Genomic DNA, 15,779 nt, shown 5'->3' on the forward strand with positions numbered 1-15,779 from the left:
CATGAGTGAGAACCGTGCTACGCGTGTGCTCGAAGACGGACAGAAAGACGGTCAAATTCGAGCATCGGAACTGCGCCCACTGCTCGCCGCGATGACCGCGGCCCGGGACGGCGACTTCCGCAGGCTCCCGGAGACCGGTGAGGGAGTGGTGGCCGAGCTGACGGCCGCCTTCAACCAGATCATGGACCGCAGCACCCACTTCAACGGTGAAGTGCAGCGGGTCAAAAGGGAGTTGGTGCGGCACGGCCGGCTCGACGAGCGGCTCTCGGCGAGCCCGGGGCAGGGCGACTGGACGACCCGCGTCAACGACGTGAACCATGTGCTCGACGCCCTGGTGGCCCCGGCGGCGAACGCGACGCGCGTGCTGGACGCGGTGGCCGGCGGCGACCTCACCCAGCGCGTCGACCTGCACGACGGCAGCCGTCAGTTACGCGGTGACCTGCGCAGACTCGGCCGTGCCGTGAACAAGATGGTCGACCAGCTCTCCCTGTTCACCGGCGAGGTGACCCGGGTGGCCCGCGAAGTCGGCACCGAGGGCCGGCTCGGCGGCCGGGCCAAGGTGCAGGGTCTGTCCGGAAGCTGGCGGGATGTGACCGAGGCCGTCAACACGATGGCGTCCCGGCTGACCGCGCAGGTCCGGGACATCGCGCTCGTGACCACGGCGGTGGCCCGCGGCGACCTGACCCGCACGGTCACCGTCGAGGCGACCGGCGAGCTCCTCGAACTGAAACTGACCGTCAACACGATGGTCGATCAGCTCTCCGCCTTCGCCGACGAGGTGACGAGGGTCGCCCGCGAGGTCGGCACGGAGGGACAGCTGGGTGGCCGGGCCCAGGTCCGTGGCGTCTCCGGTGTCTGGAAGGACCTCACCGACAACGTCAACTTCATGGCGTCGAACCTGACCTCCCAGGTCCGCAACATCGCCCAGGTGACAACGGCCGTCGCCAACGGCGACCTGAGCCAGAAGATCACCGTCGACGCCAAGGGCGAGATCCTGGAGCTGAAGTCGACGATCAACACGATGGTCGACCAGCTCTCCGCCTTCGCCGACGAGGTGACGAGGGTCGCCCGTGAGGTCGGCACCGAAGGAAACCTGGGTGGCCGGGCCCAGGTCCGTGGCGTCTCCGGCGTCTGGAAAGACCTCACCGACAACGTCAACTTCATGGCGGACAACCTCACTTCGCAGGTCCGCAACATCGCCCTGGTGTCGACGGCCGTGGCCCAGGGCGACCTCGGCAAGAAGATCACGGTCGAGGCGAAGGGCGAGATCCTGGAGCTGAAGTCGACGATCAACACGATGGTCGACCAACTCTCCGCCTTCGCCGACGAGGTCACCCGCGTCGCCCGCGAGGTCGGCACCGAAGGAAACCTCGGCGGCCAGGCCCAGGTCCGAGGCGTCTCCGGCGTCTGGAAAGACCTCACCGACAACGTCAACTTCATGGCGCTGAACCTGACCTCCCAGGTCCGCAACATCGCCCAGGTCACCACCGCCGTCGCCAACGGCGACCTGTCGAAGAAGATCACGGTTGACGCACGCGGCGAGATCCTCGAACTCAAGGACACCGTCAACACGATGGTGGAGCAGCTGCGCGCCTTCGCCGACGAGGTGACGAGGGTCGCCCGCGAGGTCGGCACCGACGGCCGGCTCGGCGGGCGCGCCCAGGTGCTGGGCGTCTCCGGGGTCTGGCGCGACCTCACCGACAACGTCAACTACATGGCGGACAACCTGACCTCCCAGGTCCGCAACATCGCCCAGGTCACCACCGCCGTCGCCAACGGCGACCTCTCCAAGAAGATCGACGTCGACGCTCGCGGCGAGATCCTGGAGCTGAAGACCGCCATCAACACGATGGTCGACACCCTGTCCTCCTTCTCCTCCGAGGTCACGCGCGTGGCCCGCGAGGTCGGCTCCGAGGGCCAACTCGGCGGCCAGGCACGCGTCGAGGGCGTCTACGGCACCTGGAAGCGCCTGACGACGAACGTCAACGAACTCGCCCTGAACCTCACCACCCAGGTCCGCGCCATCGCCGAGGTCGCCTCCGCCGTGGCCCAGGGCGACATGTCCCGCTCGATCACGGTCGAGGCGCGCGGCGAGGTCGCCGAGCTGAAGGACAACATCAACCTGATGGTGGCCAACCTGCGCGAGACGACCCGCGCCAAGGACTGGCTGGAGTCCAACCTGGCCCGGCTCGCCGCGCTGATGCAGGGCCACCGCGACCTGATGGAGGTCGCCGACCTGCTGTTGCGCGAGCTGACGCCGCTGGTCAACGCCCAGTACGGCGCGTTCTTCCTGGCAGACCCGGACGAGGAGAGCGCCGCGCTGCGCACCACCGTTCCCGCGAAGGGACTCGCCTTCATCGCCGGGTACGGCTCGGCGCAGGGCGCGACCGTCGAGACCGGCGGCCTCCCGGTGCACGGCCTGGTCCGGCAGGCGGCCCGCGAGAAGAAGCGGATCCTGGTCGAGGAGGCCCCGCCGGACTACATCAAGATCAACAGCGGGCTCGGCGAGGCGGCGCCCACCAGCGTCGTCATCATCCCGATCCTCTTCGAGGACAAGCTCCTCGGCGTGATCGAACTGGCCTCGTTCTCCCGCTTCTCCGACGTGCACCTGGCCTTCTTCGACCAGTTCGTGAACACCATCGCCGTCGCGATCAACACGATCATCGCCAACTCCCGTACGGAGTCCCTGCTCGGCGAGTCCCAGCGCCTGGCCATGCAGCTCCAGGAACGCTCCGACGAACTCCAGATGCAGCAGGCGGAGCTGCAGCGCTCCAACGCCGAACTGGAGGAGAAGGCGGCCCTGCTGGCCACCTCCTCCCAGTACAAGTCGGAGTTCCTGGCGAACATGTCCCACGAGCTGCGCACCCCGCTGAACTCCCTGCTGATCCTGGCGAGGCTGCTGTCGGACAACCCGGACGGCCACCTCACCGACCAGGAGGTCCAGTTCGCGACGACGATCCACCGCTCGGGCTCGGACCTCCTGCAGCTGATCAACGACATCCTGGACCTGTCGAAGATCGAGGCGGGCCGGATGGACGTACGCCCGAAGAAGCTGCCGCTCATCAAGCTGCTGGACTACGTCCACGCCACCTTCCGCCCGCTCACCCTGGACCGGGGGCTCGCCTTCGAGGTGTCGGTCGGCGAGGACGTGCCGCGCGAGATGTACTCGGACGAGCAGCGCCTGCAGCAGATCCTGCGCAACCTCCTGTCCAACGCGATCAAGTTCACCGCGACCGGCAGGGTCGAGCTGCGCGTGAACCGGGTGAAGGACCCCGAGCACCACTACGTCCGGGAGAGCGACGAGGTGATCGCGTTCTCGGTGTCCGACACCGGCATCGGCATCGCGGCGGAGAAGCTCCCGGTGATCTTCGAGGCGTTCCAGCAGGCCGACGGCACCACCAACCGCAAGTACGGCGGCACCGGCCTCGGCCTGTCCATCAGCCGGGAGATCGCGGGCCTGCTGGGCGGCCGTATCGTCGCCGAGAGCGAGCCCGGCAAGGGTTCCACGTTCACGCTGTACGTCCCGGTCGTCAGCCCCGGCCACGCGGCCACCGGCCCGACGCCCGAGAACCGTCCGCTGCCGGTGCCGGAGCAGCTGTCGGCCGAGACGTACCCGGCCGCGCACGACGCCGACGAGTCGTGGCCGACGCCGACCAAGCTGGAGGCGTGGCAGACGGGCCGGGCGGGCCAGGTCCTGCCCGGCCGACGCGTACTGATAGTGGACGACGACATCCGCAACGTCTTCGCGCTCACCCATGTCCTCGGCCGGGTCGGCATGCCGGTCCTGTACGCGGAGAACGGCCGCGAGGGCATCGAGACCCTGGAGCGCAACCCGGACGTCGAACTCGTCCTGATGGACATCATGATGCCGGAGATGGACGGCTACGAGACGATCTCCGCCATCCGCCGCACCCCGCGCTGGACGGACCTCCCCATCGTCGCGCTGACCGCGAAGGCCATGCCCGGGGACCGGGAGAAGTCCATCGCGCGGGGCGCCAACGACTACGTACCGAAACCGGTGGACGTGGATCAGCTGCTGACCGTCGTCTGCGACCTCCTGGACCCCGAGGCCGCGGAGCCGAAGAACACCGTAGGACCGGGACCGGACGCTTCCGAGGGGGAAGAGGTCCCGCCGACCATCACCGAATGAGGCCACTTCATCATGAGCGCTGAGGCAACGACCGACGAGCGTGCCGGCATCCTCCTGGTCGACGACATGGAGGACAACCTGATCGCGCTGGAGGCCGTCCTGGGGTCCCTCAACGAACCGCTCGTCCGCGCGCGTTCGGGCGAGGAGGCGATGAAGGCGCTGCTGCGGCAACGCTTCGCCCTGGTCCTGCTCGATGTCCGCATGCCCGGCATGGACGGCTTCGAGACCGCCACCAACATCAAACGGCTCGACCAGACCAAGGACGTCCCGATCATCTTCCTGACCGGCGCGGAGGACGAGCCGGCCTACGCCTTCCGCGGCTACGCGACCGGCGCCGCGGACTACCTGACCAAGCCGTTCGATCCCTGGGTGTTACGCGCCAAGGTGACGGTCTTCCTGGACCTGTACCGCAAGAACAGGCAGTTGGAGCACCTGCTGAGCCGCGAGCACGTCCACAGCAAGGAGCTGAGTGCGCAGGTGGCATCCCTTGAGGAGCGACTCTCCGATGACGTCCCCCCGGACATGACGGACCTCCGCGCAAGGGTCCACGAGATACGTCGACTTATCGGCAAAGGGTGAGCCGACCAACCCAAGGGGCGCGGGGAACTGCGCGAGCAACCACGTACTACCCGCAGCCGCCAGCAGTCCCCGCCACCCCTCCCCTACGGCGCTACGCCTCGCGCGTACCGGCGTACATCTCCTCAATAAGCCCCTTGTACTCCCGCTCCACAACCGGCCGCTTCAACTTCAGACTCGGCGTGATCTCCCCGTGCTCCACATCAAGATCCCGAGGCAGCAACCGGAACTTCTTGATGGTCTGCCACTTCTGAAGCCCCTCGTTGAGCTTCTTCACGTACCCGTCGACCATCTCGACCGTCTGCGGCGCCGCCACGATGTCCGCGTACGACTTCCCGGCGAGCCCGTTCTCCTCGGCCCAGGCGACGATCGCGACCTCGTCCAGCGCGATGAGCGCCGTACAGAAGTTCCGGTCGGCCCCGTGCACCAGGATGTTGGAGACGTACGGGCACACCGCCTTGAACTGCCCCTCGACCTCGGCCGGCGCGATGTACTTGCCGCCCGACGTTTTGATCAGGTCCTTCTTGCGGTCGGTGATGCGCAGGTATCCGTCGGGCGAGAGCTCACCGATGTCACCGGTGTGGAACCAGCCGTCCGACTCCAGCACCTCGGCGGTCTTGTCGGGCAGCCCGTGGTAGCCCTCCATGATGCCGGGGCCGCGCAGCAGGATCTCCCCGTCGTCCGCGATACGCACCTCCGTGCCGGGCAGCGGCTTGCCGACCGTGCCGGTGCGGTAGGCCTCGCCGGGGTTGACGAAGGACGCGGCCGAGGACTCCGTGAGCCCGTAGCCCTCCAGGATGTGGATGCCGGCACCGGCGAAGAAGTAGCCGATCTCCGGCGCGAGCGCGGCGCTGCCCGACACGCACGCGCGCAGGTTGCCGCCGAAGGCCTCGCGGATCTTGGCGTACACCAGCGTGTCGGCGACCTTGTGCTTGGCGGCGAGCCCGAAGGGCGCGGAGTGGGTGCCGGTGCGCCGGAAGTTGTCCTGGGTGACCTTGGCGTACTCGCGGGAGACCTCGGCGGCCCACTGGAAGATCTTGTACTTGGCGCCGCCGCCCGCACGGGCCTTGGCGGCGACTCCGTTGTAGACCTTCTCGAAGATGCGCGGGACGGCCGCCATGTACGTCGGCTGCACGACCGGCAGATTCTCGATGATCTTGTCGACGCGGCCGTCGACGGCTGTGACGTGGCCGACCTCGATCTGCCCACTGGTCAGCACCTTGCCGAAGACGTGCGCGAGCGGCAGCCACAGGTACTGCACGTCCTCCGGGCCGACCAGACCGGTCGCGGCGATGGCCTTCGCCATGTACGCCCAGTTGTCGTGCGGCAGCCGTACGCCCTTGGGGCGGCCGGTGGTGCCGGAGGTGTAGATCAGGGTGGCCAGCTGGTCCTTGGTGATCGCGCCGACCCGCTGCTTGATCAGCTCCGGGTCCTTCTCCAGCCGGGCCGCGCCGCGCTTCTCCAGCTCGTCCAGGGTGAGGATCCAGTCGGCGGTCTCGACGCCGGCCGGGTCGATCACGACGACATGGGTGAGGTTCGGCAGCTCCGCGCGCTTCTCGACCGCCTTGGCCAGCTGCGCCGCGTCCTCGGCGATCAGCACCCGGCTCTCGGAGTCGGAGAGGATGAACGCCGACTCCTCGGCGTTGGTCTGCGGATAGACCGTGGTGGTGGCCGCGCCGGCGCACATGATGCCGAGGTCGGCCAGTATCCACTCGATACGAGTCGAGGAGGCGAGGGCGACGCGCTGCTCGGGCTGGACGCCCAGCTCGATGAGTCCGGCCGCGATGGCGTAGACCCGCTGGGCGGACTGCGCCCAGCTCAGCGACTTCCAGTCGTCCGGGCCCTCACCCGAGGCGGGGGCCACTGGATGGCGGTATGCCTCGGCGTCCGGTGTGGCCGCCACACGCTCCAGGAAGAGGGTCGCCACGCTCGGCGGACGGTTCTCGATCAGTGTCTGTGTGTCGCTCACGACATCCTCCGGGGGCCCGCGACTGTGCGGCTGGCTCAACAGCCGGCTGGTGCGGCCGGCTCATTACGGCGGTCTTCACTCGCGTGCCGTTGTTTAACTCGCGAGTAACTATCGAGCAGGGATCAGAGTAAAGGTCGACCGGCCGACGCGTAAGGGTCCGCGGCTTGTCACTTCCACCAGAGAGTCACCCCTTTTACGAGCCCGTACGTGCAGAGGCCCGCCGCACTTGCGTACGACGAGCCCCTGTTGCACCGGTTTGCCGGGTCACCGCCTGTTACCAGCGGTTACTTCTTGCCCTTGCCCGACCCCGCGCTGTCATCGCTGGAGAGCACCGCGATGAAGGCCTCCTGCGGAACCTCCACGGAACCCACCATCTTCATCCGCTTCTTGCCTTCCTTCTGCTTCTCCAGCAGCTTGCGCTTACGGGAGATGTCGCCGCCGTAGCACTTGGCGAGGACGTCCTTGCGGATGGCGCGGATGGTCTCGCGGGCGATCACCCGGGAGCCGATGGCGGCCTGGATGGGCACCTCGAAGGCCTGCCGCGGGATGAGCTCGCGCAGCTTGGCGACGAGCCGCACACCGTAGGCGTACGCCGCGTCCTTGTGGGTGATCGCCGAGAAGGCGTCGACCTTGTCGCCGTGCAGCAGGATGTCGACCTTGACCAGGCTGGAGGTCTGCTCGCCGGTGGGCTCGTAGTCGAGCGAGGCGTAACCCCGCGTCTTGGACTTCAGCTGGTCGAAGAAGTCGAAGACGATCTCCGCGAGCGGCAGCGTGTAGCGGATCTCGACGCGGTCCTCGGAGAGGTAGTCCATGCCGAGCAGGGTGCCGCGCCGGGTCTGGCACAGCTCCATGATCGAGCCGATGAACTCGGTCGGCGCGAGGATCGTGGCGCGTACGACGGGCTCGTACACGTCGTTGATCTTGCCCTCGGGGAACTCGCTCGGGTTGGTGACGGTGTGCTCGCTGCCGTCCTCCATCACGACCCGGTAGACCACGTTGGGCGCGGTCGCGATCAGGTCGAGCCCGAACTCGCGCTCCAGCCGCTCACGGATCACGTCGAGGTGCAGCAGGCCGAGGAAGCCGACGCGGAAGCCGAAGCCGAGCGCGGCGGAGGTCTCCGGCTCGTAGACCAGCGCGGCGTCGTTGAGCTGGAGCTTGTCCAGGGCCTCGCGCAGTTCGGGGTAGTCGGAGCCGTCCAGCGGATACAGGCCGGAGAAGACCATCGGCTTCGGGTCCTTGTACCCGCCGAGAGCCTCCGTGGCGCCCTTCTGCTGGCTGGTGACGGTGTCACCGACCTTGGACTGGCGGACGTCCTTCACACCGGTGATGAGGTAGCCCACCTCACCGACGCCGAGGCCGTCGGCGCCCAGCATCTCGGGCGAGTTGGTGCCGATCTCCAGCAGCTCGTGGGTGGCGCCCGTCGACATCATCCTGATGCGCTCGCGCTTGTTGAGCTGGCCGTCGATGACACGGACGTAGGTGACCACGCCCCGGTAGGAGTCGTAGACGGAGTCGAAGATCATCGCGCGGGCGGGGGCGTCCTTGACGCCGACCGGCGCGGGGACCTCCTTGACCACCCGGTCGAGCAGGGCGTCGACACCGACACCCGTCTTGGCGGAGACCCGCAGCACGTCGCTCGGGTCGCAGCCGACCAGGTTGGCGAGCTCCTCGGCGAACTTCTCGGGCTGCGCGGCCGGCAGGTCGATCTTGTTCAGCACGGGGATGATCGTGAGGTCGTTCTCCATCGCCAGGTAGAGGTTGGCGAGGGTCTGGGCCTCGATGCCCTGGGCGGCGTCGACGAGGAGGATGGTCCCCTCGCAGGCGGCCAGCGACCGCGAGACCTCGTAGGTGAAGTCGACGTGCCCCGGGGTGTCGATCATGTTGAGGATGTGCGTGTTGCCGGGTTCGTGGGTGGGAGCCCACGGCAGCCGCACCGCCTGGGACTTGATCGTGATGCCGCGCTCGCGCTCGATGTCCATCCGGTCGAGGTACTGAGCACGCATCTGCCGCTGCTCGACCACACCGGTCAGCTGGAGCATCCGGTCGGCGAGCGTGGACTTGCCGTGGTCGATGTGCGCGATGATGCAGAAATTGCGGATCAGAGCCGGGTCGGTACGGCTCGGCTCGGGCACATTGTTAGGGGTCGCGGGCACGCAGGGTCCTGTCTCTTGAGGCGCCTTATGCCTCGGGTCGGATCGATACGTAGGTTCCATGGTCCCACGGGCGGCGACCTGGAGCTGGTTTGGGCCATTCTCCGGGCCACTGGTAGCCTGGGTGGCTGTGTCTCATGCCCTCTCAGCGCGAGGCACACCCCAAGAAAATCACCGGTACGGGTCGCGTGCGGCCTCGTACCAGAACCTGAAAAGGCTCATTCGTGGCGAACATCAAGTCCCAGATCAAGCGGATCAAGACCAACGAGAAGGCTCGGCTGCGCAACAAGGCCGTCAAGTCCTCCCTGAAGACCGCGATCCGCAAGGCCCGTGAGGCCGCTGCCGCGGGTGACGTCGAGAAGGCCACCGAGTACCAGCGCGCCGCGTCGCGTGCGCTCGACAAGGCCGTCTCGAAGGGCGTCATCCACAAGAACCAGGCCGCCAACAAGAAGTCGGCGCTTGCTTCGAAGGTCGCGTCCATCCAGGGCTGACACCTTTGTGATCTGACCGCCGGAGGGAATCGAGCGGGCCCTCTCTCATCCGCTCCCGTCCGGCACCCCGAGCCTGTACGCGGCCTGCGTTCGCCACGCGGGTACGGGCTCAGCATCTTGAACCGAAGACCCCGGCACCCCGCCCTTCCCCAGGGCGGGTGCCGGGGCCTTCGGCGTGCTCGCGTCAGGTCCAGAAGTCGTTGGACTTGTCGATGTCCTCGAGGCACTCGTCGAGATCGGTGATCTTGTCGCCGACGATCCGGAAGACGATGCCCCCGTTCTCGTCGATGTGCTTGTCGCCCCGGTCGGCGGTGAAGCGGTGCACGGTGATGGCGTGCCCACGGCCGTCCACGAATATGTTGCGCAGCTCGACCTGGAACGACCCGCCCGTCTCCGAGTAGAGCCGGCCGTAGTACCCGTCGAGGATCGAGTCGATCCCCTTGAAGTCCCCCGAGAGCGGGTGCGAGCCGGGTACGTGATGCGTGCAGTCCCCGGTCATCATGCCGCGCAGGGTGTCCATGTCTCCGCGCTGGAAGGCTTCGTAGCCCTTGCGGACGAGAGCGGCGTGCGGGTGTTCAGCCATGGTGGTCGCCACCTTTCCCCATTCCGGCGATGTACGGCTGATACGCCCGATTCTCCTCTCCCGCCCCTAGCTCCGCCCTCTGGAACGGGCCGCCCGCGCGATCGTCACGACCGCCTTCTCCAGGGCGTACTCGGGGTCGTCGCCGCCGCCCTTCACCCCGGCGTCCGCCTCGGCGACCGCCCGCAGCGCCAGCGCCACCCCGTCGGGCGTCCAGCCGCGCATCTGCTGCCGCACACGGTCGATCTTCCAGGGCGGCATGCCGAGCTCGCGCGCCAGGTCGGCGGGGCGGCCGCCCCGGGCTGAGGACAGCTTCCCGATGGCCCGGACGCCCTGGGCGAGCGCGCTGGTGATCAGCACGGGCGCCACACCGGTCGACAGCGACCAGCGCAGCGCCTCCAGCGCCTCCGCGGCCCGCCCCTCGACCGCCCGGTCGGCCACGGTGAAGCTCGACGCCTCGGCCCGGCCCGTGTAGTACCGCCCGACCACGGCCTCGTCGACGGTCCCCTCGACATCGGCGACCAGCTGACTCACCGCGGACGCCAGCTCCCGCAGATCGCTGCCGATGGCATCGACCAGCGCCTGACAGGCCTCCGGCGTCGCGGACCTCCCGGTCGCCCGGAACTCGCTCCGCACGAACGCCAGCCGGTCCGCGGGCTTGGTCATCTTCGGGCACGCAACCTCCCTCGCGCCCGCCTTGCGGGCGGCGTCGAGCAGCTTCTTGCCCTTGACCCCACCGGCGTGCACCAGCACGAGGGTGATCTCCTCGGCCGGTGCCCCCAGATACGCCGTCACGTCCTTGATCGTGTCGGCCGACAGATCCTGCGCACCCCGCACGACCACGACCTTGCGCTCCGCGAACAGCGAGGGACTGGTCAACTCCGCCAGCGTGCCCGGCTGCAACTGGTCCGAGGTCAGCTCCCGCACATCCGTGTCCGCGTCGGCGGCCCGTGCGGCAACCACCACCTCCCGCACGGCACGGTCGAGCAGCAGCTCCTCCTGACCCACGGCAAGGGTCACAGGGGCGAGGGGATCGTCGTTCGCACTCTTCCTGGCCATCGCGCCAAGCATGTCACGGGGCACTGACAGCCGACGCCGACGGGAAGGCCGTGCCGGGGGCGTGGGTCACAGTCGCCGTGTGCCTCGCGGGATGCCCAGCCGTCAGCCGTCAGCCGTCAGCCGCCAGCCGCCAGCCGCCAGCCGCCAGCCGCCAGCCGCCAGCCGCCAGCCGCCAGCCAGGCTACGGCTCCTCCCGCCAGCCGTCCCAGTCCGCTACGAACTCGTTCAGCTCCCCGGCGTCGAGCCGCTCGGCCTCGTCCCGCAGCAGTACCAACCACTGCGCGTCCTCGGCGTCGTCCTCCCCCGCCAGCGCGTCCCGCACCAGCCGGGGCTCCTCGTCGACCCCGAACCGCTCCCCGAGCGCCTCGGCGACCTCCTCCGCGGCGTCACGATCGGGCAGCACCAGCACATGTCTCACATCGCTCACGGGGCAATTCTCGGGCACCGAGGAGCGCCGGACGGCTATCGGGGTCGCGCACTCGCCCAGCCCCGGGTGCCCGCTGCCGCATCAGCCCTCCCGGCCGGGCTCCCGCACCGTCGGCACCCGGTCCAGCTCGATCCCGAACCGCTCCCGGTACACCCCCAGCACCTCCTCGTCCGTGCCCAGCTCCCACTCCTCCCGTGTCCCGTCGGCCGCCGTCGCCTTGAACGTGCGGCCGCTGAGCGTGATCCGCCCTCCTTCCTCCGTCACCCGCGAGCACACCAGCGACTGGGTGAAGTGCGAGGCCGGTGAGGTGCTGTGCCACCACGCCCCGGCCACGAAGTCGCCGAGCACCCGCGGCCGCCGCTCCAGCCGGTATTCCGTTCTGCCTTCCATGACGACGTCCAGGTCCGCCGCCTCCGCCGCGTCGTGCCCGCCGCGCACCCCGGCCGCGTCCGGACCGGCCTCGACGATCCGGAACACGCCCGCCGGATCCTTCTGCTCGCCCCGCGCCTCGAACGCCAGCGGATGGTGGCTGTGCGCCCCGAAGCCGACATCCGCAAGCCAGGTGCCGCCGTCCACCGTCCGCACCTTCAGCGCCATGTGGTCGTAGGGGATCCCGAGCTTCCCCTCCGGCCCGTGCACCCGCGCCGCCAGCAACGTCACGTCGAAGCCCAGCGCGCCGAGCAACGCCCCGAACGCTCCATTCAGTTCGTAGCAGAAACCACCCCGTCTCGCCCCCACCACCTTGTCCAGCAGCCGCTTCTCCTCCAGGACGATCTCCTCGCCCCGGTGCACCGACAGGTTCTCGAACGGCACGGTCTGCAGATGACGCAGATGCAGCTCACGCAGCACGTCCACGGTCGGCCACGCCGGGTGCTCGACCCCCAGGCGCCGAAGATAGGCATCAACCTCAACGGAATCCATGCCCTCAGTCTCCCGCCACCCGCAGCCGCGCGCCCGTACCCGCGACCGCCAGCGCCCCGTCCTCGTCCGTCCGCAGCACCACCGCGCCCTGCGCCCGCAGCGCCGCGACGGTACTGGGAGCCGGGTGCCCGTACGGGTTGTCCGCACCGCAGCTGATCAACGCCAGCCGCGGCGCCGCCCTGCGTATGAGCTCCGGATCCTGGTACGCCGAGCCGTGATGGGCGACCTTGAGCACATCCACACCGCCCAGCAGCACCCCCGCCGGCGATCTCAACAGTGCCCGCTGGGCCGGGGGTTCGAGATCACCGAGCAGCAGCAGCCGCAGCCCGGCCGACCGCACGAGCAGGGTGACGCTCGCGTCGTTCGGCCCGTCCGGGGTCATGGCCGTGGGCGACGAGCGTGCCGGCGGCCAGACGACCTGCCAGCTCAGCTCCCCGGTGCGCCGCTCCTCCCCGGCGGCGGCCCGCGTCACGGGGACGCCCCGAGCCGCCGCCTCCCTGCGTACGAACTCCACCTGGTCCACCGGCTCTTCGTGCCCCGTCGTCTCGATCGCGCCCACCGCCCGCCCGCGCAGGACACCGGGCAGGCCCGCCACATGGTCGGCGTGGAAGTGGGTCAGGACGACGAGCGGGATCCTCGTGATGCCGAGGGCGCGCAGGCAGCGGTCGATCGACGTCGGATCGGGACCGGCGTCCACGACCACACCCGTGCCCTCGCCCGCCGCGAGCACCGTCGCGTCGCCCTGCCCCACATCGCACATCGCGAACCGCCACCCGGGCGGCGGCCAGCCCGTGACCACCCTGGTCAGCGGCGACGGCTGCACCACCACCAGCAGGAGCAGCACCCCGCAGGCACCGCACCACCAGGGGTGCCCCAGCAGCCGTCGCCCGGCGAACAGGAGGACCGCCGTGGCGACGGCGAGCAACGCCGCCCCGGCCCAGCTGCCGGGCCAGTCCACACCCGCCCCGGGCAGCGCGGCACCCGTCCGGGCGACGTCCGCGATCCACCCGGTCGGCCAACTCGCGCACCACGCCAGCGCCTTGGCCAACGGCATCGCGAACGGTGCTGTCGCCAACGCCGCGAAGCCCAGCACCGTGGCCGGTGCGATGGCGAACTCCGCGAGCAGATTGCACGGCACCGCCACCAGGCTCACCCGCGCCGACAGCACCGCGACGACCGGCGCGCACAAGGCCTGCGCGGCAGCGGCGGCCGCCAGCGCCTCGGCCAACCGCGGCGGCACCCGGCGCCGTCGCAGCGCCGCGCTCCACCGGGGCGCGAGGGTGAGCAGAGCGCCCGTGGCCAGGACGGAGAGCAGAAAGCCGTAACTGCGGGCCAGCCACGGGTCGTACAGCACCAGCAGCAGTACGGCCGTCGCCAGCGCCGGGATCAGCGATCTGCGGCGTCCCGTCGCCAGGGCGAGCAGCACGACCGCCCCGCAGGCCGCCGCCCGTAGCACGCTCGGGTCCGGCCGGCACACGACGACGAAGGCGAGGGTGAGCGCTCCGCCGAGCAGCGCGGTCGTCCGCAGGGAGAAGCCGAGGCGGGGCGCGAGACCACGGCGCTCCGCCAGTTGGGCCATACCGGGCGGGCCGATGAGCAGGGCGAGGATGATGGTGAGGTTGCTGCCGGAGACAGCGAGGGTGTGCGCGAGGTCGGTCTCCTTGAACGCCTCGTCCAGCTCCGGGGTGATCCGCGAGGTGTCCCCCACGACCAGACCCGGCAGCAGGGCCCGCGCATCCGTCGGCAACCCGTCGGTCGCCTCCCGCAGTCCGGCCCGCAGCCGCCCCGCCAGCCGCTGCGCCGCCGACGGCTCCTCCACGACCTCCGGCACCCCCGGGTCCCGCACCCGCAGCACGGCCGCCACACGCTCCCCGTCCGTCAGCGAGGGCGCGAGCGTCGCGCTCACCCGCAGGCGCGTGGAGGGCAACAGACCCAGCCAGGGCGAAGACCGGCCGTCGGCGGACCTCGGCCCCCACCCCGAGCTGATGATCATGAGTACCGGCGCCCGGGTGACCACTGCCGTGCCGTCCGCCTCCTCCAGCCGTCGTACATCGGCGTTGATCAGCACGGAGGTCGGCGCCATGTGATTCCCCTTGACCCGGGGCCGGGTCAGCCGGGGATCGGAGGTGAGCTCGACCTCGGCGGTCACGGCGGCGTACTCCCGCGCCAGCCCCGGCACCGGCCCACGCCGCAGGTCGGCCCCGTGCAGCCCTGCGGAGGCGGCCGCAGCGGCGACGCAGAGCAACAATGCGGCGACCGAGATGCGCGGCCAGCTGGTGCGCGGAAGCGCCGGGCGCTGACTTCGCCGCACCAGCAGCAGTACTCCCGCCGCGACCACGCCCACGACCGCCGCACCGACCGCCCACTCCGGTGGTGCGTCCAGCATCAGTGCCGCCGTCGCCCAGGCCGCCAGCGCCGGAGGCACGAGTCGGAGGTCCGTCGGTCCTTCCTGACGGGGGTGGGAGGCGCCCAGTCGGCTCCCGGACGCGGCGTGAACGGCAGCGCGGTCGGGTGTACGGACGTCGTGCCTCATGGCCGTACGAGATTCCGTAGATCGGCGAACCGGCGGTCGCCGATGCCGTTGACCTCGCGCAACTCGTCCACCGAGCGGAAACCGCCGTGCTGGGTCCGGTAGTCGATGATGTGCTGGGCCAGCACCGGGCCGACGCCCGGGAGGGTGTCGAGCTGGTCCGATGTGGCCGTGTTGAGGGAGACCGGCGCTGTGGGTGCCGCCCCGGCGACTCCCGAAGTGCCCGCGCCCGTGCCGGCAGCCGCCCCGGGCACGGCGGCCGGAGCGCCGACGATCACCTGCTCGCCGTCCACCAGGAAGCGGGCCCGGTTGAGGCTGTCGGTGTTCGTGCCGGGACGCACTCCACCGGCCACACGCAGGGCGTCGGCGACCCGCGAGCCCGCGGGCAGGCGGTGGATACCGGGTTCACGCACCTTGCCGCTGACGTCCACGACGATCTCGGGCGCGGCCGTACCCACAGTCCCCGAAGTACCCGACGCACCCACCGCACCGCCCGCCGACGTACCCGCCCCAGCTTCCCCACCCTGCTGTTCTCCGCCGTACGAGGCGGCCGCCCGCACCACCTCGGGCGCCCGTACGGACTGCGCCCGGCCGGCCCAGAAGTGCTGCACGGCGAACCCCGCGGCGAGGACGAGCACCACGGTGAGCGCGACCACGCTCCGCCGCTCCAGCCCACACCTCGCCTGCAACCACACCGGCATCCGCTCCCGCAAAGCCGACCCGGCCCGCGACCGCCACGCCCCGGCGCCCGCTTCCGCCATCTCCGGGCGCCCGCCCACAGCCGCCTGGGTACGCTGCGCCCCGCTCAGGTCCTCCTCCGAAGCCGACGCCGCGGCCGCAGCCCCGCCACCGCCAGCGCCGGAGGCACGAGTCGGAGGTCCGTCGGTCCTTCCTGACGGGGGTGGGAGGCGCCCAGTCGGCTCCCG

Annotated in this window: 11 protein-coding genes; 3 read left to right on the plus strand and 8 right to left on the minus strand. The window is 70.0% G+C overall.

Annotated features, from left to right (window positions below; translation table 11 throughout):
• Position 1: 1 nt before the first annotated feature.
• Entirely contained in the window at positions 2 to 4,150 is a 4,149-nt protein-coding gene (locus tag L0P92_RS22480; RefSeq protein ID WP_234764619.1) for a HAMP domain-containing protein, read from the plus strand.
• Between the two features lie 12 nt (positions 4,151 to 4,162).
• On the plus strand, positions 4,163 to 4,729 hold the full coding sequence (locus L0P92_RS22485; RefSeq protein ID WP_234764620.1) for a response regulator: 567 nt from the start codon (positions 4,163 to 4,165) through the stop codon (positions 4,727 to 4,729).
• 91 nt (positions 4,730 to 4,820) lie between these two features.
• Here L0P92_RS22485 and L0P92_RS22490 read toward each other — a convergent pair whose 3' ends face one another.
• Together L0P92_RS22490 and lepA are read right to left on the minus strand one after the other, a co-directional pair.
• On the minus strand, positions 4,821 to 6,695 hold the full coding sequence (locus tag L0P92_RS22490) for an AMP-dependent synthetase/ligase (RefSeq protein ID WP_234764621.1): 1,875 nt from the start codon (positions 6,693 to 6,695) through the stop codon (positions 4,821 to 4,823).
• 284 nt (positions 6,696 to 6,979) lie between these two features.
• On the minus strand, positions 6,980 to 8,848 hold the full coding sequence (lepA, locus tag L0P92_RS22495; RefSeq protein ID WP_234764622.1) for a translation elongation factor 4: 1,869 nt from the start codon (positions 8,846 to 8,848) through the stop codon (positions 6,980 to 6,982).
• Between the two features lie 221 nt (positions 8,849 to 9,069).
• Between lepA and rpsT the strand changes: the two genes are divergently transcribed.
• On the plus strand, positions 9,070 to 9,336 hold the full coding sequence (rpsT, locus tag L0P92_RS22500; RefSeq protein WP_234764623.1) for a 30S ribosomal protein S20: 267 nt from the start codon (positions 9,070 to 9,072) through the stop codon (positions 9,334 to 9,336).
• Positions 9,337 to 9,520: 184 nt separating this feature from the next.
• On the opposite strand, the gene L0P92_RS22505 is transcribed toward rpsT, so the two are convergent.
• The 6 genes from L0P92_RS22505 to L0P92_RS22530 form a co-directional block, all read right to left on the minus strand.
• Entirely contained in the window at positions 9,521 to 9,919 is a 399-nt protein-coding gene (locus L0P92_RS22505; protein ID WP_234764624.1) for a nuclear transport factor 2 family protein, read from the minus strand.
• A 66-nt stretch (positions 9,920 to 9,985) separates the two neighbouring features.
• Positions 9,986 to 10,975, minus strand: coding sequence for a DNA polymerase III subunit delta (gene holA / locus L0P92_RS22510; protein ID WP_234764625.1), 990 nt, complete (start codon positions 10,973 to 10,975; stop codon positions 9,986 to 9,988).
• Positions 10,976 to 11,156: 181 nt separating this feature from the next.
• Entirely contained in the window at positions 11,157 to 11,402 is a 246-nt protein-coding gene (locus tag L0P92_RS22515) for a hypothetical protein (RefSeq protein WP_234764626.1), read from the minus strand.
• Positions 11,403 to 11,483: 81 nt separating this feature from the next.
• Entirely contained in the window at positions 11,484 to 12,323 is an 840-nt protein-coding gene (locus tag L0P92_RS22520) for an arylamine N-acetyltransferase family protein (RefSeq protein WP_234764627.1), read from the minus strand.
• 4 nt (positions 12,324 to 12,327) lie between these two features.
• Positions 12,328 to 14,856, minus strand: a complete 2,529-nt coding sequence (locus L0P92_RS22525) for a ComEC/Rec2 family competence protein (protein ID WP_234764628.1) — start codon at positions 14,854 to 14,856, stop codon at positions 12,328 to 12,330.
• A complete protein-coding gene (locus L0P92_RS22530; RefSeq protein WP_234764630.1) occupies positions 14,853 to 15,662 on the minus strand; it encodes a ComEA family DNA-binding protein in 810 nt (269 codons plus the stop codon). The genes L0P92_RS22525 and L0P92_RS22530 overlap by 4 nt, the downstream gene beginning before the upstream one ends.
• Positions 15,663 to 15,779 lie beyond the last annotated feature (117 nt).

This window comes from Streptomyces muensis (genome assembly GCF_021474425.1).
GTDB classification, from domain to species: Bacteria; Actinomycetota; Actinomycetes; order Streptomycetales; family Streptomycetaceae; genus Streptomyces; species Streptomyces muensis.